The 22,216-nt window shown below is 65.6% G+C and carries 18 protein-coding genes; 5 read left to right on the plus strand and 13 right to left on the minus strand.

The annotated features are described in order from the left end of the window. Positions 1 to 44: 44 nt before the first annotated feature. On the plus strand, positions 45 to 176 hold the full coding sequence (locus EWH21_RS10430; protein WP_256663112.1) for a PA1414 family protein: 132 nt from the start codon (positions 45 to 47) through the stop codon (positions 174 to 176). Between the two features lie 18 nt (positions 177 to 194). Here the strand turns inward: EWH21_RS10430 and EWH21_RS10435 are convergent, their stop codons facing one another. The 10 genes from EWH21_RS10435 to EWH21_RS10480 form a co-directional block, all read right to left on the minus strand. After that, positions 195 to 926 carry an MBL fold metallo-hydrolase gene (locus EWH21_RS10435; protein WP_150609172.1) on the minus strand — a complete coding sequence of 244 codons (732 nt, stop codon included), beginning with the start codon at positions 924 to 926 and terminating at the stop codon, positions 195 to 197. 92 nt (positions 927 to 1,018) lie between these two features. Then, positions 1,019 to 2,359, minus strand: a complete 1,341-nt coding sequence (locus EWH21_RS10440; protein ID WP_037053449.1) for a cytosine permease — start codon at positions 2,357 to 2,359, stop codon at positions 1,019 to 1,021. 236 nt (positions 2,360 to 2,595) lie between these two features. Next, positions 2,596 to 4,197, minus strand: coding sequence for a 5-guanidino-2-oxopentanoate decarboxylase (locus EWH21_RS10445; RefSeq protein ID WP_277700453.1), 1,602 nt, complete (start codon positions 4,195 to 4,197; stop codon positions 2,596 to 2,598). A gap of 16 nt (positions 4,198 to 4,213) precedes the next feature. Continuing rightward, complete coding sequence (locus EWH21_RS10450; protein ID WP_277700454.1) at positions 4,214 to 5,608, minus strand: YjiH family protein; 1,395 nt, start codon at positions 5,606 to 5,608, stop codon at positions 4,214 to 4,216. 66 nt (positions 5,609 to 5,674) lie between these two features. Beyond that, a complete protein-coding gene (gene speB, locus EWH21_RS10455; RefSeq protein ID WP_277700455.1) occupies positions 5,675 to 6,634 on the minus strand; it encodes an agmatinase in 960 nt (319 codons plus the stop codon). Between the two features lie 159 nt (positions 6,635 to 6,793). Continuing rightward, on the minus strand, positions 6,794 to 7,516 hold the full coding sequence (locus EWH21_RS10460; protein ID WP_218952942.1) for a class II aldolase/adducin family protein: 723 nt from the start codon (positions 7,514 to 7,516) through the stop codon (positions 6,794 to 6,796). Then, positions 7,513 to 9,027 (minus strand): amino acid ABC transporter permease/ATP-binding protein, encoded by a 1,515-nt coding sequence (locus EWH21_RS10465; RefSeq protein WP_277700456.1) that lies wholly within the window; start codon positions 9,025 to 9,027, stop codon positions 7,513 to 7,515. Before EWH21_RS10465 ends, EWH21_RS10460 begins: the two co-directional genes overlap by 4 nt. Positions 9,028 to 9,075: 48 nt before the next feature. After that, positions 9,076 to 9,876 carry an ABC transporter substrate-binding protein gene (locus EWH21_RS10470; protein ID WP_277700457.1) on the minus strand — a complete coding sequence of 267 codons (801 nt, stop codon included), beginning with the start codon at positions 9,874 to 9,876 and terminating at the stop codon, positions 9,076 to 9,078. A gap of 42 nt (positions 9,877 to 9,918) precedes the next feature. Further along, positions 9,919 to 10,953: a 2-oxoglutarate and iron-dependent oxygenase domain-containing protein gene (locus EWH21_RS10475; protein ID WP_277700458.1), complete on the minus strand. Its 1,035-nt coding sequence runs from the start codon at positions 10,951 to 10,953 to the stop codon at positions 9,919 to 9,921. Between the two features lie 9 nt (positions 10,954 to 10,962). Next, positions 10,963 to 11,805 carry a TIM barrel protein gene (locus EWH21_RS10480; protein ID WP_179553954.1) on the minus strand — a complete coding sequence of 281 codons (843 nt, stop codon included), beginning with the start codon at positions 11,803 to 11,805 and terminating at the stop codon, positions 10,963 to 10,965. A gap of 246 nt (positions 11,806 to 12,051) precedes the next feature. On the opposite strand from EWH21_RS10480, the gene EWH21_RS10485 reads away from it, so the two are divergent. The 3 genes from EWH21_RS10485 to EWH21_RS10495 all read left to right on the plus strand — a co-directional run bounded on the left by EWH21_RS10485 (position 12,052) and on the right by EWH21_RS10495 (position 15,295). Then, the gene (locus EWH21_RS10485) at positions 12,052 to 12,945 is read left to right on the plus strand and encodes a LysR family transcriptional regulator (RefSeq protein WP_037053424.1); all 894 of its coding nucleotides are present in this window, start codon (positions 12,052 to 12,054) and stop codon (positions 12,943 to 12,945) included. Between the two features lie 118 nt (positions 12,946 to 13,063). Beyond that, on the plus strand, positions 13,064 to 14,629 hold the full coding sequence (locus tag EWH21_RS10490; RefSeq protein WP_277700459.1) for a PAS domain-containing methyl-accepting chemotaxis protein: 1,566 nt from the start codon (positions 13,064 to 13,066) through the stop codon (positions 14,627 to 14,629). A 72-nt stretch (positions 14,630 to 14,701) separates the two neighbouring features. After that, positions 14,702 to 15,295 carry a DTW domain-containing protein gene (locus tag EWH21_RS10495; protein WP_152488455.1) on the plus strand — a complete coding sequence of 198 codons (594 nt, stop codon included), beginning with the start codon at positions 14,702 to 14,704 and terminating at the stop codon, positions 15,293 to 15,295. 88 nt (positions 15,296 to 15,383) lie between these two features. On the opposite strand, the gene EWH21_RS10500 is transcribed toward EWH21_RS10495, so the two are convergent. From EWH21_RS10500 to EWH21_RS10510, 3 genes are read right to left on the minus strand one after another with little or no spacing between them, the layout of a single operon-like run. Next, on the minus strand, positions 15,384 to 16,742 hold the full coding sequence (locus tag EWH21_RS10500) for an HlyD family type I secretion periplasmic adaptor subunit (RefSeq protein ID WP_047584828.1): 1,359 nt from the start codon (positions 16,740 to 16,742) through the stop codon (positions 15,384 to 15,386). Positions 16,743 to 16,754: 12 nt separating this feature from the next. Then, positions 16,755 to 18,914 carry a type I secretion system permease/ATPase gene (locus tag EWH21_RS10505; RefSeq protein ID WP_134677990.1) on the minus strand — a complete coding sequence of 720 codons (2,160 nt, stop codon included), beginning with the start codon at positions 18,912 to 18,914 and terminating at the stop codon, positions 16,755 to 16,757. Between the two features lie 22 nt (positions 18,915 to 18,936). Next, entirely contained in the window at positions 18,937 to 20,292 is a 1,356-nt protein-coding gene (locus EWH21_RS10510; RefSeq protein WP_037053415.1) for a TolC family outer membrane protein, read from the minus strand. Between the two features lie 447 nt (positions 20,293 to 20,739). Here EWH21_RS10510 and EWH21_RS10515 point away from each other — a divergent pair. Then, positions 20,740 to 22,216, plus strand: a 1,477-nt coding sequence (locus tag EWH21_RS10515) for a retention module-containing protein (RefSeq protein ID WP_277700460.1), incomplete at its 3' end; no start/stop codon positions are given.

Genomic DNA, 22,216 nt, shown 5'->3' on the forward strand with positions numbered 1-22,216 from the left:
CACGCCAGCGTGCTCTCCCATCTACTTGGCAGGAGGTCGTACCCATGCTCGCCAAGCTGCAAGAACAACTGCATACCTTGCTGCAGGCCCTTGGCCTCATCCCGCAACCTCAGCCGATTCGCATCAGCGAGGCCGAGCAGGAGCGCCTGCGTCGCGAGGCTCGTCAGCGCCGCTGATTGCAGCGTCCGAGCGCATCAGGCGAGCCGGTGGGCGTCGAACCAGGCGTCGATCAGCTCGCGCATGCGTTCGCCGGAGAAACTCGCGAAATGCCCGCCATGCACGCTGCGCACCGGTAGGTCGCGCAGGCGCATCAGGCTGTGTGCATAGTCTTCCAGGTTGGAATGGTAGGCATCCTCGATCAGCGGGCCGTCGTAGAGGATGTCGCCGGAAAACAGCGTCTGCGTCTTCGCTTCCCACAGGCTGATGCCGCCCGGCGAATGACCGGGCGTATGCAGCACCTGCAACACCCTGTCGCCCAGATCCACAACGTCGCCATCCTCGATCAGACGAGTAGCCGGCGCGGCGCGCACACGGTATTCGGCGTAGCACAGCGGACAATCCGGATGCGCCTCGAACATGTCGTCGCCGACGAAGTCGGTGGCCAGCGTGTTGGCGCCGTCCGGTGCGGCGAGGATGTCCGCCTCGGCCGGATGCACCAGGCGCTCGCTGAACTCGTGATGTCCGGCGATATGGTCGAAGTGGCAGTGACTGGCCACCGCCAGCAGCGGCTTCTCGGTCAGCCAGGGCAACTGCTCGCGCAGGCTGACCAGGCCGGAGCCGGAGTCGATCAGCACATCATGCTCGCGCCCCTGTACGTGCCACATGTTGCAGCGGTAGAAGGGGCGTACGTAGGGCTCGTGGATCAGGCAGATGCCATCGTGGCGGTGTTCCACCTCGAACCAGCGGTCGCGACTGACGATTTTCATGGCGGGAAACGTGCCTCGTTGGCGGGTTGCACCCGCCCTACAGGTTGGTATGACGAGTAGGGCGGGTGCAACCCGCCACGACATTCATCACGCTACGCCAGTTGCGTGCGAGGTACCAGCAGCCAGCGGCGCAGCACGGCATAGCTGGCGGCGGTGATCAGGAACACCGGCAGCGATGCCCCCCAGGCCAGCGGCGAGACCCAGCCCCAGTAGTAGGCCAGCACGGCGCCGAAGCCGTAGGCGACGAAGGCGGCGGGGTTGAAACCCGCCAGGTAACGGTAGCGGCCGCCATCCTCGCTGAGCAGTTCGTCCACCGCGTAGTCGCCCTTGTGGATCAGGAAGTAGTCGGCGATCAGCACGGCGAAGGCGGGGATGAACACACTGCCGATCACCAGCAGGAAGTTCTGGAAGTTGTCGAGAATGCCGGGGATCTGCGAGCCGAGGATCGACAGCACGCCGATGCACAGCGCCGGTTTCCAGAACGGGGTCTTCGGGCTGATGTTGAGGTACGACAGCGAGGCGCTGTAGACGCACATGACGTTGGTGGTCATCACCGAGAGGAACACCACGATGGCCGCCGGCAGACCGAAGCCGAAGCCGGCGAGCAGCACGGCGGGGTCGTAGGTCTGTTCCATGCCGGTCATCACCGAGAAGCCCGATACGGTGGCGCCCAGGCCCATGGCCAGCAGGGTGGCGAGCACGTAGCCGACCCAGGTGCCGACACCGGCCACGCCCTGGCTGCGGCAGTTGCGGTTGTAGTCGGCTGCCAGCGGAATCCAGGAGAAGGCGGTGGCGATGACGATATCGAAGGCGATCCCCGGGGTGATGTCGTTGCGCGGCTCGGCCGGCATGGCCAGAAGGCTGGCGAACTCGAACTTCTGCCCCATCACGTAGAACACCGCGCCTGCCAGCAACAGCATGCCGATGGCCGCCCAGCGCTCGACCCGCTCGATGCCGAGGTGGCCGCGCAGGGCGATCAGCAGCACCAGGGTTTCACAGAGGATGGTGAACAGCGGCAGGTTGGAGTAGCCGGTCAGGTGCTCCACGGCGTAGTTCAGGCTCATGCCTGCCAGCAGTGCCTGGATCCAGCTCCAGGCCAGCAGGGTCAGCAGATTGACCAGCGAGGGCAGCTTGGCGCCCTGCGAGCCATAGCTGCCGCGCGCCAGGACCATGGTGGTGAGGCCGCTGCGCTGGCCCATCAGGCCGACCAGTACCAGCGGCAGAATGCCAAGCCCCGAGCCGACCAGCACGATCAGCATGGCCTGGCTGAACGGCAGGTCGGGCACCAGCAGCATGCCGGTGAGGATGGTGGTGACCACGACGTTGGCGCCCAGCCACAAGGCGATGGTGCCACCGAGGCCGAGGCTGCGGTGGCTGGCGTCGGTGGGGGCGAGGCCATCCTGGCCGAAATGCTGGCTTAGGTTCTTGAACATGGAATGACTCCCCGGTGCTTGATTATTGGTGTTGGTAGAGTGGCAGTCAGTGAGGAAACGCAATCTTCTTGTTATGTCCGTGGCCCGGATGCAAGCGGGGCCACGGATTGGCTCAATCGGGCAGGGTGGGTGAGGTCTTTTTCATCCGCCGTTGCAGTGGGTGGATGGGTAAGGCGTCATCCACCCTACGCAGCGGTCGCATTCTGCAGGAGCGGTTTCAGCCGTGGTCGATCCGCTCAGGGGTGAAAGGGCGCGGCCTCCTGCACTTCGATAATCAGCGGGCGGTCTGCCGGCGCGCTGCGCAGCAGCTCGGCCAGGTGCGCGTGGTCACGGGCGCGCTCGGCGGCGCAACCGAAGCCCCGGGCGATGGCCAGCAGGTCCGGGGTGTAGATGTCGACGCCGATCGGCTCGATGTCACGGCGCTCCATGTAGCGCTTGATCTCGCCGTAACCGGCGTTGTTCCACAGCAGCACGATGATGCCGACGCCGGCTTCCACGGCGCTGGCCAGTTCGGGCAGGGTGAACTGGATGCCACCGTCGCCCATCAGGCTGATCACCGGGCGGCTTGGCTCGGCCAGCTTGGCGCCGATGGCCGCCGGCAGGCCGTAGCCCAGGGTGCCGTAGCCGGTGGAGGAGTTGAACCAGCGCCGCGCGCCGTCCAGTTCCACCAGGTGGTTGCCGCTGTACACCGTCTGCGTCGAGTCGCCGACGAAGCGTGCCTCGGGCAGGGCCTGCAGCAGCGTCGCGAACAGCTGGCGGTAGTGCGTCCAGCCGCTGAAATCTTCGTTCAGGCGAGCCTGCACGGTCAGGGTGCGGCGAGCGCCGGGGCTGCCGGGGTCGGCCTCGCGCGGGTTGAACTCGGCCAGCAGCATGCGCATGGCTACTCGCGCATCGCCCTGAATGGCCAGGTGCGGGGTGAAGTTGCGGTGCAGCTGCTGGGCGTCGATGTCGATGCGGATCAGGCGGCCCGGCAGGCGGAAGTCGCCATCGAACACCACGTCGTAGTCGGTTTCGCCCAGCTCGGTGCCGATGGCCACGACCACGTCGGCCTCCAGCGCCAGGTCGCGTACCGGACGCAGCGACTGGTTGCTGCCGAGCAGCAGCGGATGGCCAGGCGGTAGCAGACCCTTGGCATTGATGGTCAGGGCCGTCGGTGCATCCAGGGCGGCGGCCAGGGCACGGGCCTCGGCCTCGGCGGCGACGCAGCCGCCACCGAGCAGCAGCAGCGGACGTTCGGCTTGCTTGAGCAACCCGGCCGCCTCGCGGATCAGCGTGCGGTTGGGCGCCGGGCGACGCACCACCGGACGTGGGGCCAGGGCCATGTGCGAGGCGTCGGCGGTGATGATGTCCAGTGGCAGCTCGATGTGCACCGGGCGTGGCCGCTCGCCCTCGAACACCGAGAAGGCCCGGGCCAGTACACCGGGCAGTTCCTCGACGCTCATCAGCGTGTGGCTGAAGGCGCTGACACCCGCGGTCATCGCCCGCTGGTTGGGCAGTTCGTGCAGGTAGCCCTTGCCCAGGCCGAGGCGCTCGCGCTCGTTGACGCTGGAAATCACCAGCATCGGAATCGAGTCGGCATAGGCCTGGCCCATGGCGGTGAGGATGTTGGTCATCCCCGGACCGGTGATGATGAAGCACACCCCCGGCTTGCCCGAGACGCGCGCATAGCCGTCGGCCATGAAGCCCGCGCCCTGTTCGTGGCGCGGCGTGATGTGGCGGATGCCGCTGCCGGGCAGGCCGCGATACAGCTCGACGGTGTGAACACCGGGGATGCCGAACACGGTGTCGACACCCCAGGCCTGGAGCTGCTTGACGAGAAACTCACCGCAGGTGGTCATGCTCTCTCCTTGTGGCTTAGCCGACGATCCAGTGCGCCATCAGGGCGATGATCGGCAGGGTGATCAGGGTACGCAGGACGAAGATGACGAACAGCTCCAGCAGGCTCAGCGGCAGCTTGGCCTTGAGGATCAGCACGCCGACCTCGGACATGTAGATCAGCTGGGTCAGCGAGATGCAGGCGACCACGAAGCGGGTCAGCTCGCTCTCGATGCCCTTGCCCAGTACCGCCGGCAGGAACATGTCGGCGAAGCCTACCAGCAGGGCCGGCGCGGCCTTGGCCGCTTCCGGCAGTTGCAGGGCTTCGAGCAGCGGTACCAGCGGGTAGGACAGCCAGTTGAAGATCGGAGTGAACTCGGCGATGGCCAGCGACAGGGTGCCGATGGCCATCACCAGCGGCAGCAGGCCGAGCCAGATGTCGACCACGTTGTGCACGCCGATGCGCACCATCTGCAGCGGCGACGGGTTGGCGTTGGCGCGACGCACGGCCTGGGCCAGGCCCCAGCGCAGCAGCGAGGTACCCGCCGGGACTTCCTCGCGGATCTGCTTGCCGACACCGGCGACGTATTCTTCCTTCTTCCACGACAGCGGCGGAATGCGCGGGGTGATGATCGCCGCCGCCAGGCCAGCCACCACCACGGTGAGGTAGAAGGGCACGAACAGGTGGTCGAGCTTCATGAAACTGGTGATCAGCAGGCTGAAGGCGATCGAGGCGATGGAGAAGTTGGTGGCGATCACCGCCGCTTCGCGAGCGCTGTAGAAACCCTTCTGGTACTGCTGCGCGGTGATCAGCACGCCGACGGTGCCGGAACCGAGCCAGCTGGCGATGGCGTCGATGGCCGAGCGCCCCGGCAGACCGAAGACCTTGCGGAACACGTTGCGCACCAGGGTGCCGCAGAATTCCATCAGGCCGTAGTCGGTAAGCAGCGGCAGGATCAGCCCGGCCACCAGGAAGAAGGTGATCAGCACCGGCGCCAGGTCCTTGAGCACCACGCCCCCGGTGTTGGCGCCCCAGATCCATTCAGGGCCGAACTGCCAGAAGGTCATCGCCGCGAACAGCGCACCGAGCACACGCAGGCCGAGCCACAGCGGCGGCAGGTTGAACAGTTCGTTGAGTGCCGGACGCTGGGTCAGCCAGCGTGGCTTGAACAGGCTGCCGAGCAGGCCGAGCGCGGCGGATGCCAGCAGCAGGGCGGTGGCGATGGCCGGCAGGTGGTCGTTGAACGCCGCCTTGAGCGCATCGGCCATCACGCCGAGGCCGATGGTGACCTTTTCCTCGTAGACGATGGGGGTGAGAAACAGCAGTACGCCGAGCAGCGAGGGGATCAGGAAGATCAGCAGCTGACGCAGGTTGAAGGGCGTGCTCGCGCCGGGTTGGTCGTCGAGCAGGGGCATGGATTCATCATGATTCATGGCAGGCATCCGAATTGTTGTTGTATGGATGTTCCGGGTGCCGTCGAGGGCACCCGGATTCGGCGATCAGCGTTTTGTGACGCCAGGCATCACGCAGAGCATTTCGTAAAGCAGGTTGGCACCGAGCAGCGAGGTGTTGCCGGTGGTGTCGTAAGGCGGGGAGACCTCCACCAGGTCCGCGCCGATCAGCTCCAGGCCCTCGCAGCCACGGATGATTTCCATGGCCTGGATGGTGGTCAGGCCGCCGATTTCCGGGGTGCCGGTGCCCGGCGCCCAGGCCGGGTCGATGCCGTCGATATCGAACGACAGGTAGACCGGGCCGCCGCCGACCTTTTCCCGCACTTCGGCCATCAGCGGAGCCAGCGACTGGTGCCAGCATTCTTCGGCCTGCACCACGCGGAAACCCTGCTTGCGGCTCCAGTTGAAGTCCTCGGCGGTGTAACCCTGGGCACGCAGGCCGATCTGCACCACGCGCTGGCTGTCGAGCAGGCCTTCTTCCTGGGCGCGGCGGAAGGTGGTGCCGTGGGCGATCTTCTCGCCGAACATGTGGTCATTGACATCGGCATGGGCGTCGATGTGGACCAGGCCGATCTTGCCGTACTTCTTGTGCAGCGCCCGCAGGATCGGCAGGGTGATGGTGTGGTCGCCGCCAAGGGTCAGTGGCGTGATGCCGAGCTCGACGATCTCGTCGTAGGCCTCTTCGATGATGCGCACGGCGTCGAGCAGGTTGAAGGTGTTGATCGCCACGTCACCGATGTCGGCCACGTTGATCGAGTCGAACGGTGCGGCGCCGGTGGCCATGTTGTACGGGCGGATCATCACCGACTGGGCGCGGATCTCGCGCGGGCCGAAGCGGGTACCGGAGCGCAGCGAGGTGCCGATGTCCAGTGGTACGCCGATGAAGGCGGTGTCCAGCTGGCGCTTTTCCTCGACGCTCTGGATGTGCGGCAGACGCATCATGGTGGCGATGCCGCCGAAGCGTGGCATTTCGTTGCCACCCAGGGGCTGGTGGAGTTTCTTGTCCATGGGAGGGCCTCAGGCTTGTTCTGGTTGTGGCGGGATTCTTGGCCGGCCAGGTGTCGGGAAGAATCGGCAGGGGCAAAAACTTACTTCAGGATTGTCTGAAGTAAGTGCCTGATCCCCCGATTCATGGGGGTTTGGCTGTACCCGGACGACGGTGATGTGTCAGTCGCGGTATCCGGGATCGAGGCGATCGAGCTTGCGCAGCCAGGCCTGCCACAGCAGCTGGCGCTGCCATTCGGCGCCTTGCAACTGTTCGCAGGCGTGGCGCGACAGCGGCTCCGCGATCTCGCTGCAGGCCTGGCCGCCGCCGGTGCTGGCGAGCTGGATTTCGCAGGCACGGTTCAGGTAGTACATGACATAGAAGGCATCGGCGACGCTGGCACCGACGCTGAGCAGGCCGTGGTGGCGCAGCACCAGGGCGATGTTGTCGCCCAGCGAGCGCTGGATGCGGCTGCGTTCGTCCAGGTCCAGCGCCACGCCTTCGTAGGCGTGGTAGCCCAGGCGCTGGTGGAATTCGGTGCTGATCTGGTTGAGTTGCAACAGGCCGGCATCCTGCGCGGCAACGGCCATGCCTGCCAGGGTGTGGGTGTGGATCACGCAATGGGCGTCGTCACGGGCCATGTGCACGGCACTGTGAATGGTGAAGCCGGCGACGTTGTAGTCGGCGTTGCCCTCGACCACCTTGCCCTGCATGTCCACCACGATCAGGTCGCTGGCGCGGACCTCTTCGAAGAACAGGCCGAAGGGGTTGATCAGAAAGCGCGGTTCTCCGCTGCCGGGCAGGCGTACGGAAAAGTGCGTGTAGAGGGTGTCGTCCCAGCCAAACAGGGCGGCCAGGCGATAGGCCGCGGCGAGGTCGCGGCGCAGGGTGGCGATATCGTTCATGCGTTCTCCAGGCCGATGAATCGGCGTACGCGCGGGTGGTCGCCGGTGCGGATGGCAGCGGGCGAGGCGTCGAGCTGAACGTGACCGTCTTCCATGAACAGCACGCGGTCGGAGATGGACAGGGCGAAGTCCATCTCGTGGGTGACGATGAGCATGGTCATGCCTTCGCGGGCCAGGTCGCGGATCACCGCCAGCACGTCGCCGACCAGCTCCGGGTCGAGTGCCGAAGTGGGTTCGTCGAAGAGCATCACCTGCGGTTTCATTGCCAGCGCGCGGGCGATGGCCACGCGTTGCTGCTGGCCGCCGGACAACTGGTGCGGGTACTTGTCGGCATGGGCCAGCAGGCCGACCTTGTCGAGCAGGGCCAGCGCCTGCCTGCGCAGTTCGACGCGAGTGCCCAGACCGTGATGGAGCGGGGCGAGCATGACGTTGTCGGCGATGGTGCGGTGCGGGAACAGGTTGAAGTTCTGGAACACCATGCCGATGCGTCGCACGCCTGCGCGCTGGCGACGATTGTCCGGGCGGTCGCCGGCCTGGATGAAGCTCTCGCCGAACAGCACGATTTCGCCTTCATCGATGCTCTCCAGACCGTTGATGGTGCGGATCAGCGAGGTCTTGCCGGAGCCGGAGGGACCGATGATGGAGAGGACCTCGCCAGGCTGGACGCTCAGGTCGATGCCCTTGAGCACGTGATGATTGCCATAGTGCTTGTGGATGTTGCTCAGGTGCAGCGCCGCCGGAGTACCGGGCGTCCGGGCCTGGACCTCGCGGCTGGCGGCCGCCGGCAGGTCGCGCCGCAGCCCGGCCAGCTGCTCCTCGCCGAGGGTGCCCGGCTTGCGTCTGGCGAGGTCGAGATGCCGCTCGAGGTACTGCAGGCCCCAGCCGAACAGGCTGACGATCAGCACGTAGTACACGGCTACCGCGCCCAGGGTTTCCAGCACCAGGAAGTTCTGCGCATAGAGACGCTGGCCGACCAGCAGCAGTTCGCTGAGCGAGATCACCGAGACCAGCGAGGTCAGTTTGACGATCGTGACGTACTCGTTGGTCAGGGTCGGCAGGGCGATACGGAACGCCTGCGGCACCACGATCAGGCGCTGTGCGCCGAGACGACCGATGCCCAGTGCGCGAGCCGCTTCGCGTTGGCCCTTGGCCACCGAGAGCAGGCCGCCCCGGTGGATTTCCGCCATGTAGGCCGCCTCGGTCAGGACCAGAGCGATCAGGCCGGCATAGAAGGGGTTGGACAACAGCTTGCCGCTGGCGGGCACCAGCTGTGGCAGGTTGTAGACGAAGATCAGCAGCACCAGCAGCGGCACGCTGCGAAAGAACCAGACGTAGAGCGATGCCGGTGCGCTGAGCCAGCGGCTGGCAGCCTGTTTGGCACTGGCCAGGGCGAAGCCCAGCAGCAGGCCGATCAGCCAGGCCAGGCTGCTGAGTTTCACCACCGTCCAGCATGCCGCCCAGAAGGCCGGCATGGAAAACAGGGAGAAGAAATAGCTCCATTCGAACGGCATGTGTCATCTCCGGTGCGCCACAGGCGGCTTGCCGCCTGTGGCTGTTTCTCAGGCTTCTTCCAGGTTGTATTTCTTCAGCAGCGCGCTGTACTCGCCACTGGCCTTGAAGTCGTCCAGCGCGGCTTTCAGTGCGTCGAGCAGCTGGGCGTTGCCCTTTTTCACGTAGATGCCCAGCACCTGCGGATAGATCGCACTGCTGGAACTGATGGCGATGCGGCCCTTGGCGCGCTCGACGATGCGCAAGGAGGCTGCGTCGATCTCCAGGTGCGCCTGGATGTGGCCGGAGAGCAGGGCCTGGGTGGTTTCCGCGGTGGTCGGGTACTGATTGATGGTGATGGCGGCGGCGCCTTGCTCCTTGCAGTAACCGTCGGAGACCTTCTGCAGTGCCGGAATCCACGAAGTGCCCTGCTGCAGGCCGACGGTCAGGCCGCAGAGGTCTTCGGGGGCGGCCGGCTTCTTCTCGGCGTCGCTGCGTACCATGATCGCCGCGCCGGTCTTGGCGTAGGGAATGGCGTCGGCCTTTTCCAGGCGTTCGGGAAGGATGTACATGCCGGAGATGATGGTGTCGAAGCGGCCCGCGTCGAGACCGAGGATCAGGTTGGGGAAGCTGATGTCACTGAAGCTCGCTTCCAGGCCCAGGTGTCTGGCCAGGGCAGCGGACACTTCCGGGTCGAAGCCCAGTACCTTGTCGCCTTCGTAGTACTCGAACGGTGGGTAGGAAATCTCCATGCCTACCTTCAGTTCGCCACTGGACAGGGTCTTGGGTGCTTCGGCGGCCTGGCTCAGGCCGCTGGCGAGGGTGCACGCGAGGGCCAGCAGGGTGGTGCGCAGCGGGTTGCGGATTGCCATTGTGGTTATCTCCGGATCAGGTGTTGGGTTGGCAGGGGGAAATCACAGCGCGCTCGGCTGGTGCTTCAGATGGCCGAAGCTGGACGGGCGACGGGCGCGTTCGGGCAGCTGCAGCTGGCCGTCCTCGACGCGCTTCTTCAGGTATTGGTAGGTCTGCAGCGCCTGGCTCCACATGTGCTCGCCGATGCTGATGGTCTCGTAGGCTTGGCCGGCTGCCTCGAACTGCGGCAACGGGCGGATCTGCGTGTGGTAGTCGCAGGCATAGAAGAAGGGGAAGGAGTAGCGCTCCTGGCTGACCTTGCGCACGCGGTGCGAGGTGGCGACGAAGGTGCCGGCACTCATGACTTCGAGCATGTCGCCGATGTTGACCACGAAGGTGCCCGGCTTCGGCGGTGCGTCGATCCACTGGCCGAGGTCGTTCATCACTTCCAGCCCCGGACGGTCGGCGAGCAGGATGGTGAAGCACTCGTAATCGGTATGCGCACCGATACCGGGAGCGTCCTGCGCTTCGCCATCGTAGGGATAGTGGATCAGGCGCAGCTTCGATGGCGGGAAGTTGGCCATCTCGTCGAAGGTGTTCTCCGGCAGGCCCAGGGCCAGGGCGAAACCGCGGAACAGGGTGCGGCCAAGCTGGAAAATGCGCGCATAGTAGGCCTGCACGGCCTCCCTGAAACCGGGCAGGGCGGGCCAGTGGTTCGGCCCCAGCAGCGGCGTGCCGGCCAGTACCAGCGGGTTGTCGGCCGGGACTTCGAAGCCGATGTCGAAGGCTTCCTTGTGGTCGGGCTTGCCGACGCTGTAGCGCTCCTCGCCCTCGGGCACGAAGCCCTTGTGACTGTCCGAGGCACCGATGTAATGGCGCATCTTGTCGTCCAGGCTCTGGGCGAAGTAGGCCTCGGCCGCCTGGTGCAGGCCATCGATGAGCGACTGCTCGATGCCGTGCCCGCTGATGTAGAGGAAGCCCACCTGGCGTGCCGCACGGCCCAGTTCTGCGGCCACGGCGTTGCGCTCGGCAGGGTCGCCGCTGAACAGGCCGGCGATGTCGACCACGGGAATTTCGGTGAAGTGCTTGCTGGTCATGGTGAGCCCTCAGCGGCTGGTGAAACGGTGGAAGTGCTGGCGCTCGCAGCGCGCCATCCACTGGTTGAGCTGCCACAGGTCGGCCACCGGCACGTCGGTGAACGGCAGGTGGTGCAGGTAGCCGTCGGGGCCGAATTCGGGGGTCAGCGTGGTGACCTGGCGGCCGCGCTTCTCCTGGCTGCGCCAGATGCGCTCCCAGTGGCGCTGATGGAAGGCGAGGTGCTCGGCGTATTCCGGTGCGCCCGGATGCGGCACCTGCGGCCCCTGGTCGTAGCCGACGCGGGCCTGGATGTGGTCGACCCGCTCGACGAAGGCCGAGAGGTCATCGGCGGGGTCGTCGAGCAGACGCTCGCAGGTCACCAGCCAGTGGCTGATGTCGCTGGTGAAGCGCAGTTCGGGGACCTGGCGGATCACTTCGAGGGTGACCCAGGGGCTGTACAGCGAGCGCCCCCGGTGAATCTCGAAGCAGACGTGCAGGTCGCTGGCGTCTGCCAGTTCGACGGCGCGGGCGAAGAAGTCGACCTGTTCGCCGAGTGCCCAGCGGTCGTTGCCGGGCAGCACGTTGACCAGGCGCGGGCCGAGTTCGGCGGCCCAGTCGAGCTTCATGCGCAGGTCTTCCAGGTGCACCTGCGGGCTGTCGCTCTGCCGCGGCAGTACGGGTGTGGAGGTGAACAGGGTGGCGATGTAGGGGGCGTCGTTGTCCCGCAGGATGCGGGCATTGGCGCTGCGCTGCGCGGCGGTTTCGGGGATTCGCGCCTCGAGGCCGTCGAAGCCGGCGCTGAACGCTTCGTCGAGCGCTTGTTGCCAACTGCCGCGATAGCCCCAGAGGGAGCGGAAGATATCCAGTCGCATGGCCGTCTCCTGGAGAGGGCGAGGGTCTGCGGCAGATTGGCAAGGGGCGTGAGTCGTGCCCGGTGGCGTCCGATTCGAGCCGGCGCCTGGTTATGGGCCGCATTGTTTGCCCAGGGGTCAGCTCGGTTAAATCGTTGCGAGCAAAAAATCAGTTCAGCAATCGCTGAACTAATGGGCTGTCATCGCGGATGTGTCTGGGCGGCGCAGGACGCTACACTGTCCGCCCACCGACTGCCGTAGCCGCCCATGTCCTTCGCCTTGCCCGACCTGAAACTGCTGAAGATCTTTGTCGCCGTGGTCCGTCACCAGGGCTTCGCTGCCGCGCAGCAGGAGCTGAATCTCTCCACGTCGGCCATCAGCACTTACATGAGTCAGCTGGAAAGTCAGCTGGGCATCGTGCTCTGTCATCGTGGGCGCGGAGGTTTCAGCCTGACCAGCAAGGGCGAGCTGTTCCATCAGGAGACCTTGCGCCTGCTCGGGGAACTGGAGGGGTTCGAACGCTACTCGGCGGCGCTCAAGGGCGAGCTGCGCGGCACCCTCAATCTCGGCGTGCTGGACTCCACCGTCAGCGATCCGGCACTGCCGCTGGCCGAGGTGATCGGGGCCTACAGCCAGGAGCACCCAGGCGTGCACCTGCACCTGTCGGTGATGAGCCCTTACGAGCTGCAGCTGGCGGTGCTGGACAACCGTCTCGACCTGGCCATCGGCGCCTTCTCCACACGCATGAACGGGCTGGTCTACCAGCCGCTGTACCGCGAGCAGCACTGGCTGTACTGCAGCGAGCGGCATGCGCTGTTCGGCCAGCGGCGCATTCCGGTGGAGCTGATCACCCAGCAGCGCATGGTGGGCCGTGGCTACTGGAGTCAGGCCGAGCTGGCGCGGCATGGCTTCAAGCACAGTGCCGCGACGGTGGAGTCGATGGAGGCGCAGCTGATCCTGGTGCTGTCCGGGGCCTATATCGGCTACCTGCCGGAGCACTATGCCCAGCACTGGGTCGAGCAGAATCAGCTGCGGGTTCTGTCACCGGCGACCTTCGGCTATCAGGCACCTTTCTCGCTGATCCTGCGCCGGGGTCGTACGCGTGAGCCGCTGATCCAGACGTTTCGTGATTTGTTGAAGACGCAACTGAATCAGATCTGAAACAGGGTCGCCTCTATTCTCCGAAAGACGTAGAAACCACACCTGGCGCAGGGGTTTCACTGTGCTAGTACTTATTCATACGTCTGTACCAACTTCCAACGCGAACAGGGATGCCTCGATGCGCCAGAACCTACCCGTGACCCAGCGGGAAAGAACTTTCCCTGCTGAAGAACGCCTGATTTCCACGACCGATCTCAGCAGCAAGATCACCTACTGCAACGATGCCTTCGTCGAGATCAGCGGTTTCACCCGGGAGGAGCTGATCGGTCAGCCGCACAACCTGGTGCGCCATCCGGACATGCCGCCAGGCGTCTTCGGGCACATGTGGGACACCATCAAGCAGGGCAAGCCGTGGATGGGCATCGTTAAGAATCGGGCGAAGAACGGCGATTACTACTGGGTCAGTGCCTATGTCACGCCGATCTACGAGAACGGTCGGGTGTCCGGTTACGAGTCGGTGCGTTCGGTGCCGAGCGAGATGCAGAAGCGCCGGGCGGAGAAGCTCTATGCCCGTCTGCGCTCGGGCAAGCCGCCGGTTTCCGCGCTCGAGTACTGGACCTACGACCTGGTGCGTTCCTGGCCGCTGATCATGGCTGCGGCCCTGATGCTGGCGGCCCACTGGGTGCTGTCGGGTTTCTGGCTGATGGGCTTCGTCATCGTCACCCTGTTCGCCCTCGGCGCCTACCAGCTGTACAGCAAGCGGCAGTTGATCCGGCGCACGCTGGCCGAGCATCCCAAGGCCTTCACCAGTGCCCTGGTGGCGCTGACCTACAGCGACAACCGCGGTGCCCAGGCCTTGCTGGACATGGCGATGATCAGCGAGGAAGCGCGCCTGCAGACGGCGCTCACGCGGCTGGAAGACGCCGGGGTGAACGTCAAGAAGCGGGCCTCGCAGTCGGCCGAACTGTCGCGCTCCAGCTCGCAGCTGCTCGACCAGCAGCGGGCCGAGACGGATCAGTCGGCGACCGCCATCAACCAGATGGCCGCGACCATCCAGGAGGTCGCGCACAACGTGCAGAGCACCTCGCATGCCGCCGAGGAGGCCGATCGCCTGGCGCGCGAGGGGCGTGATCTGGCGGTGGGGAGCCTGGAGTCCATGCGCCAGATGGCCAAGGCGGTGAGCGATATCGGCCAGGCGGTCAACGAACTGGCCAACTCCACTCAGTCCATTGGCAGCGTGGCCGATGTGATCACGTCGATCGCCGAACAGACCAACCTGCTGGCGCTCAACGCGGCCATCGAGGCGGCCCGGGCCGGGGAGCAGGGGCGCGGGTTCGCCGTGGTGGCCGATGAGGTGCGTTCGCTGGCCTCGCGCACGCGGGAGTCCACCGAGCAGATTCACCAGATCATTTCCGACTTGCGTGCGGGAGCCGAGCGCGCGGTGGTGACGGCGAGCAAGGGCGAGGACATTTCCCGTGGCAGCGTGCAGAGCGTGGAGTCGGTGCGCGATGCGCTGGAGGGCATCAGCTCCGCCGTCACGCGCATCACCGGGATGAGTCAGCAGATGGCCGCCGCGTCCGAGCAACAGAGCCACGTCGCCGACGATATCAGCCGGCAGATCACGCGGATCGCGCAGCTGTCGGATCACAGCGCCGGCCAGGCTCACCAGGGCGCGTCCATCAGCCTCGAGCTGGAGCAGATGGCCGATTACCTGCACAGCCTGGCGGAGCGTTTCAACCGCTGAGCGAGAGGCCGCGTGCAGCCCGGTATGCATCCGGGCTGCGCGGCGCGTGGCGTTCATGGCACACTGCGCGGCATGCCCCGTCCAACCTGCTCCCGCTGCCAGCGCCCGCTCGGCCATTGCCTGTGCGCGCTGATTCCTGATCTCGACAGCCGTACGCGCGTGCTCATCCTGCAGCACCCGAGCGAGGCTGGCCACGCCCTCAACACCGCACGCCTGGCGGCACTCGGCCTGGCCAATGCCGAACTGCGCGTGGGGGAAGTCTTCGACGATCTGCCGCAGTGGCTGGCACAGCCCGGTTACCGGGCCTGCCTGCTGTTTCCCGGCGACGATGCCGTGGCGCTGACCGCCTATGCACCCGCTGAGCAGCCGCTGCTGCTGGTGGTGCCCGACGGCACCTGGCGCAAGGCACGCAAGCTGCTGCACCTCAATCCGCTGCTGGCCGGCTTGCCACGGGTGAGCCTGGGCAGCGTCGCGCCGTCACGCTATCGTCTGCGCAAGGCACCGGGAGAGGGGGCGTTGTCGACCGTGGAGGCGATCGTCGCGGCGCTGGACGCGCTGGAGGCACCGCAGCGTTTCGAGGCGCTGCTGAAGCCCTTCGACGCGTTGATCGACGGGCAGATCGCCGCGATGGGCGAGGAGGTCTTTACCCGCAACCATCTGCGGTAGGCCTGAGCGATGAGGCTGTGCCCGGATGTAGTCGGCGGACGTTGCCGCTCGGCCCCGGATTGCATCCGGGCTACGTGAATGCCGGGGCTCAGCGCTCGCGCATCGCTTCGGAGCGGGCCTTCAGCACCGGTTTGAGCAGGTAGGCCAGCACGCTTTTCTCGCCGGTGATGATGTCCACACTGGCGACCATGCCGGGGATGATCAGCAGCGGGTTCTCGTCGCTGCCCAGGTGGCTCTTCTCGGTGCGCACCTGGATCAGGTAGAAGCTGTTGCCTTCCTCGTCGGTGATGGTGTCGGCGCTGATCAGCTCCAGGTTGGCCTTGAGCCCGCCGTAGATGGTGTAGTCGTAGGCCGTGAACTTGACCATGGCCTTCTGCCCCGGGTGGAGGAAGGCGACATCCTGCGGCCGTACCTTGGCCTCGATCAGCAGGCTGTCGTCCAGCGGCACGATCTCCAGCATGTCGCTGCCGGGCTGCACCACGCCGCCGATGGTGTTGACCTTGAGCTGCTTGATCACCCCGCGCACCGGTGAGGTCACCGTGGTGCGGGTGACCTTGTCCTGGATCGCGACGCTGGTGGCATTGATCTTCTGCAGCTCGGTGCGCACCTCGTTGAGCTCCTTGAACGCCTCGGCGCGAAAGGCCAGCTGCGACTCCTGCATCTTGCTCTTGATCTCCGCCATGGCCGCTTCGGCGCGTGGAATGGCCAGGTTGGTCGCTTCCAGGGCGCCACGTTGTTCCACCAGGCTGCGGCGCAGGCGCAGCAGCTCCACCTGCGAGATGGCGCCCGAGGCCACCAGTGGCTGCGACATGTTCAGTTCCTGTTGCAGCAGGCCCAGGCTGGAGCGGTACTGCTGGGCCTTGGAGCGGAACTCGGCAAGCTCCTGCTCCTTCTGCCGGTACTGCTCGCCGAGCGTGCGCTGCTCGCTCTCCAGGCGCTGCTGGCGCGAGCGGTACAGCGCCAGTTCGTCCTCGGCGAGCTGCGGAGCGTCGCGGCTGACCTCTTCCGGCAGTGCCGGGGCGCGGCCCTCGGCTTCGGCGGTGAGGCGTTCGATGCGTGCGATCAGGGCCAGGCGGTCGGCTTCGGTCTCGCCCTGGTTGGAGAGAAACCGGGTGTCATCGAGGCGCAGCAGTGTGTCGCCCTTGTTCACCACCTGGCCTTCGCGGACGAATATCTCGCTGACGATGCCGCCTTCCAGGTTCTGGATCACCTGCACCTTGCTCGACGGGATGGCCTTGCCCTGACCGGTGGTGACTTCCTCCAGCACGGCGAAGTGTGCCCACACCAGTGCCGCCAGCAGGCAGGCGCAGACCGACCACACGGTGAGCCGCGTCAGCCAGGGCGAGTCCTCGAGAATGGCGCCTTCCACTTCCGGCATGAACTCGGTGTCCTGGCGCTTTTCGCGCAGGCTGCCGAGGTAGTTGCCGAGATTCTGCGTCGCTTGCATCGCAGGTCGCTCCTACAGGCTGGCCGGGCCGACGCGGCCCTTGCGCAGGGCTTCGATCACCGACTCCTTCGGTCCATCCGCCACGACCCGGCCGTTGTCCAGGACCGCGAGGCGTTCGACCAGGCTGAGCATGGAGGCACGGTGGGTGATGATGATCAGCGTCTTGCCCTGCACATAGGGCTGCAGACGCTGGCGCAGCAGGTCTTCGCTGGTGTTGTCCATGGCGCTGGTGGGCTCGTCCAGCACCAGGATCGGCGGGTCGAGGAGCAGGGCGCGAGCCAGCAGCACCGCCTGGCGCTGGCCGCCGGAGAGCAATTGCCCGCGCTCGCCGACGGGGCGGTCGAAGCCCTGGGGATGCTGGCGGGCGAGTTCGACCACACCGGTCAGCTCCGCCACTTCGAGCATGCGCGAATCGTCGACGTAGCGCGCGCCCAGGGTCAGGTTGTCACGCAGGCTGCCAGCCAGCAGCGGCAGGTCATGGGACACGTAGCCGATCTGGTGGCGCAGGTCGGCGACATCGAGCTGGCGCAGGTCGAGGTTGTCCAGAAGGATCTGCCCCTCGTCCGCGCTGTAGAAGGCCATCAGCAGACGGGCGAGGGTGCTCTTGCCCGAGCCGCTGCGGCCGATGATGCCGAGGCGTTCGCCGGCACCGAGGCGCAGGCTGACGTTGTTCAGGGCCGGTGCACTCTGCCCCGGGTAGGTGAAGCTGATCTGGCGCAGCTCCAGTGCCCCCTTGAGCTGAGTGCGGTCCAGCGGGCGCTGCTTCTCCTGGCGTTCCTGCGGCAGGGCCATCAGCGCGTCGGTACTGGTCATGGTCAGGCGCGCCTGCTGGTAGCGGGTGATCAGCCCGGCGATCTGCCCCAGCGGCGAGAGAATGCGACTGCCGAGCATGTAGCAGGCCACCAGCGCACCGACGCTGAGGTTGCCGGCGATGATCAGGTACACCCCGCCAACTATGGTGGCCATGCCGGCGAACTGTTGCAGGAACAGCGTACCGTTGGTGGCCAGCGCGGCGAGGAACTTGGCGTGAGCGTCCAGACGGGTGAGGGCGCCGTGGGTCTGCTCCCACTGATGCTGGCGTTCGCTCTCGGCGCTGCAGGCCTTGAGCATCTCTAGGCCGCCCAGGGTCTCGATCAGCAGCGCCTGGCGCTGCGAGCCGAGTTGCAGGCTCTTCTGCACCGTGTCGCGCAGGCGCGCCTGGATGATGAAGGCGAACAGCGCGGTCAGCGGGAACGCCAGCATCGGGATGAATACCAGGGGGCCGCCGATCAGGCCGATCACCAGCAGCATCAGCAGGGAGAAGGGCAGGTCGATCAGGCTGGTCAGCGTCACGGCGGTGAGGAAGTCGCGCAGCCCCTGGAAGTCGTGGATGCTCTGGGCGAAGCCGCCGACGGTGGCCGGCCTGGCTTTCATCGACATGCCGGTGATGCGCTCGAACAGGGTGGCCGAGAGCACCACGTCGGTCTTCTTGCCCGCCGTGTCCAGCAGGTGGGCGCGCAACACCTTGAGCAACAGCTCGAAGCCAGTGCCGATCAACAGGCCGATGGCCAGGACCCAGAGCGTCGCGGTGGCCTGGTTGGGCACCACGCGATCGTAGGTCTGCATGACGAACAGCGGCACCATCAGGCCCAGCAGGTTGATCAGCAGACTGGCCAGCACGGCGTCCGTATAGAGCCAGCGTGACAGCTTCAGGGTGTCGCGGAACCAGGCCTCGATGCGCGGCACCAGTGGGGTGCGGGCTTCTTCCAGCTCATGCCGCGGGCGGGCGAAGAACGCCTGGCCGCTGTACTCGGCGGCCAGCTGTTCGCGGCTGACCCACTGTTCGCCGCCATCCGTCTCGCAGGGCAGGATCTGCGCCTGCTGCTTCGGCCCCCACTGGCGCAGCACGGCGCTGCGGCCGTCCTTGAGCAACAGCAGCACCGGCAGGCTGAGCGGCGAGATGCTGGCCAGCTTGCGCTGCAGCAGACGCCCCTGCAGGCCGGCCCGCGCCGCAGCGCGCGGCAGCAGGTCGGCACTCAGGCGCTGTTCCGGCAGGGGCAAGCCTGCACTCAGTGTGCCGCGGCTGACGGAGCAGCCATGCAGCCTGCAAAGAATCAGCAGGCCATCGAGCAGGGGATCATCGTGGCTGAGCCGCGGATCGCTGGCCGGTCCTGGCCGTTCCATGGTGGTCATCTACTACTCCTGCCGCTACGGCTTACTTCATTTCTGGCAGGCGCGCCTCGCTCTTCACCTCGGTGAGGGCTACCGCTTCCGCCGGGACCACGACCTGCTGCTGACGCAGCAGATCACCCATCGCTGCAACGACGCGATACATCGAGAACTCTTCGCCATAGCGCACTTCCGTGTAGCGGCGGTTGGCCGTGAACAGTTCGTTCTCGCTGTCGAGCAGGTCGAGCAAGGTGCGCTGTCCCAGGCTGAACTGTTGTTGATAGGCCTCGCGTACACGTGCGGTGTAATCGGCGTAGTCACGTGCCTTGGGGGTTTGCAGGCGCGCGTTTTCCATGGCGTTCCAGGCCAGCGAGAGGTTCTCGTTGAGCACCCGCAGCGCATTGTTGCGAATGTCCATCGACTCGTTGATCTGGTGCGCGGCGGATTGCAGGCGGGCCTTGTCGCGCATGCCGTTGAACAGGTTGTAATTCATCACCACGGCGGCCCGCCAGGTGCTGTAGTGGCCTTCGTCACCCTGCACGTTGTCGTCGGCCGAGGTGGCCAGCTCCACGTCGAAGCGCGGGTAGAACGGCGACTTGGCGACCTCGTACTGCTTCTCGGCAGCCTGGACGTCGGCTTGTGCCGATTTCAGGAAGGGGTTGTTGTCCATCACCGTCTGCCGGGCTGCGAGCAGGTCTTCCGGCATGTTGCCCTTGATCGTGGCGGGCGACTCGAGCTGATCCGGCAGACGACCGACCGCGCTGAAGAAGTTGGCTTCGGCGTCGGCCAGGTTGACCTCCTCGGTATAGAGGTTGTTCTGCGCCAGAGCCAGACGGGCTTCGGACTGGTCGAGGTCGGCGGTGCTGCCGACACCCTGACGGCTGCGCAGTCCGATCTGGTCGTTGATGCGCTGGTGCGCCTGCAGGTTGTTGCGCGCCAGAGAGACCATCTCGCGGCGCATCAGCACATCCAGGTAGACCTCGACGGTACGCAGGGCGAGGCTTTCGGAGGTGCCCAGCAAGCGATAGGCGCGGGAGTTGACCACGGCCTCGGTACGGGCGACTTCATTGGGCGTGTTGAAACCGTCGAACAGCATCTGCCGCAGGCGCAGCTCCGCGTTGCGGTAGTTGAGGGTTTCCGTGTTGTGGTCGCCCAGGTCACGGGTGCTGGGGCTGTCGGTGTTCTGCCGGCCGTAGCCGACCAGCAGATCGACGGTCGGCAGGTAGCCACCCTTGGCGAATTTCACATCCTCATCCGATGCCAGGCGGCTGTTGGTCGCGGCGTGAATCTCCGGATGGTTGTCTAGCGTGCTCTGGATCGCTTCCGTGAGGTTCATGGCGTATGCCTGACTGCAGACCGTCGCCAAAAGCATGGCGCTCCATAGAGGGGATAGGGTGCGCATTGGCGTTTCTCCTTACTGAAGTTCTTATCCTGTCGCCATAAAAATGGCGTTTTGTCCTGTCAAACCGTTTCAGGCTTGTAACATCAGAGCTAAGAACAACTTTCGGAGGACCTAAGATGATTTTTTCACAACCCCTATTCGGAAAAAGTCTTATGAAGTCTGCGAAAAGCAGCACATTGTTTGAAGGTGCTAGCTGCGCAAGTGCTCATTTTTCGTGGGTTGCGCAGCTGCAGTGAGCAGTCAGGCATCAAAAATCGGGGATTCATCTGATGGAGTAGTTCGACGCATGCTGTGGTGACATTTTATTGTCAGTCGCGTTTTTCTGGATTTTGCGCCGTTCCATTTCAATCAGCTGTCAGGGCTTGTCCCCCGACTTCGAAAAGGTGTTCTGACCCTTTCGGTAGGTACGTGTCGGCGGTGGTCGGCAGCTGTAGTGAGGATGGAATCATGGCTACTCTCATCGGTATCGTCAGTCAGGTTGTCGGCGAGGTTTTCGCGGTAGCGAGCGACGGATCGCGCCGGCCTGTCAGCGAGGGCGATCGCGTCTACGCAGGAGAACAGCTGGTGACCGGAGCAACCGGCGCCGTGGCAGTCTCCATGACCAACGGTCAGCAACTGACCCTTGGCCGCGATAGCAGCATCACGCTCGACGCACAGATGCTCGCGTACCGGGGTGAAACCCAGGCACCGGTGGTCGAGGCGCCACAGCCTCCCACCGACGATGACCTGACCGACGTCGAGCGCTTGCAGGCCGCGATCGAGGCTGGCGATGACCCGACCCTGCAGGGCGAGGCGACCGCCGCCGGTCCGGGTGCCGGTGCAGGTGGCGCGGGTGGTGCCGGCGGTGGCAACTCCTTCGTGCTGCTGACCGAAGTGGGCGGCGCACTCGATCCGGTCATCGGTTATCCAACCGAGGGGCTCAACAGCGGCCCTGAATTCCCCGAAGCCGAACCTATTGCGCTGGCCGACCCGGCAGTCGATGGCATTCCCACTGGCGGCACCGCCTCCAACCAGGTGGATGAAGAAGGCCTGTCCGACGGCATCGTCGGCGGCGTGAACGACCTGGATGGCGAGGCCACCCAGGTCACAGGTGTGCTGGGTTACAGCTTCGGCCCCGACGGCCCCGGCGCCTTCGTCTGGTCCACTGCCGGTCTGGCTGCGATGGGCATCAGCTCGGGCGGGGTTCCGCTCACCTATGAAGTGAGTGCTGACGGCCTGACGCTCACGGCTTTCGCCGGGGCTACCGTGGTATTCGTCGCTCAGGTCACCGACCTGGCGACCGGCTCTTACCAGTTCGACCTGCTGGCCGCACTGGACCATGCCGCACCGGAGGAAGGGGGGAGCGACGAGAACGACATCGTCTACCTGTTCAACTACACCATCACCGACGGCAACGGCACCCCGGCGACGGGCAGCCTGAGCATTCTGGTGGACGATGACAGCCCGACGCTGACCGTCGGGCTCAACGAAGAGATGGAGGGCCGGGGCCTTAACCTGCAGCTGGATGAGACCCTGGGCGTCGACCGCGAAGCTCCGGGTGAAACGGCCGATGGCAACGACGATGATGGCGCCGGCTACCTGGGCCGTGCGACCACCGAGCTGGGTGGTGGCGGCCTGGTCAGTCTGTTCACCGTTGGTGGTGGCTACGGCCAGGATGGTCCTGGCAGCCTGACCGGGAACTTCTACTTCAGCGGCATCCCGGCGGGTGGCGAGCTGAGCACCAACCTGGAAGCCACCGATGGCGGCGCCATCGTGCTGCAGATGGATGGTGACGATGTGGTGGGTGTGGACGGCGACGGCCACGTGGTCTTCCGCCTGGAAATCGTCGACTCGGTCGACGGTCCGCAACTGCAGACCACCCTGTACGAAGCGATCCGCCATGACGGCACCACCACCACGTTCGACGAAGCGCTGAACCTGCTGC

This window comes from Pseudomonas sp. REST10, assembly GCF_029542605.1.
Taxonomy (GTDB): domain Bacteria; phylum Pseudomonadota; class Gammaproteobacteria; order Pseudomonadales; family Pseudomonadaceae; genus Aquipseudomonas; species Aquipseudomonas khazarica.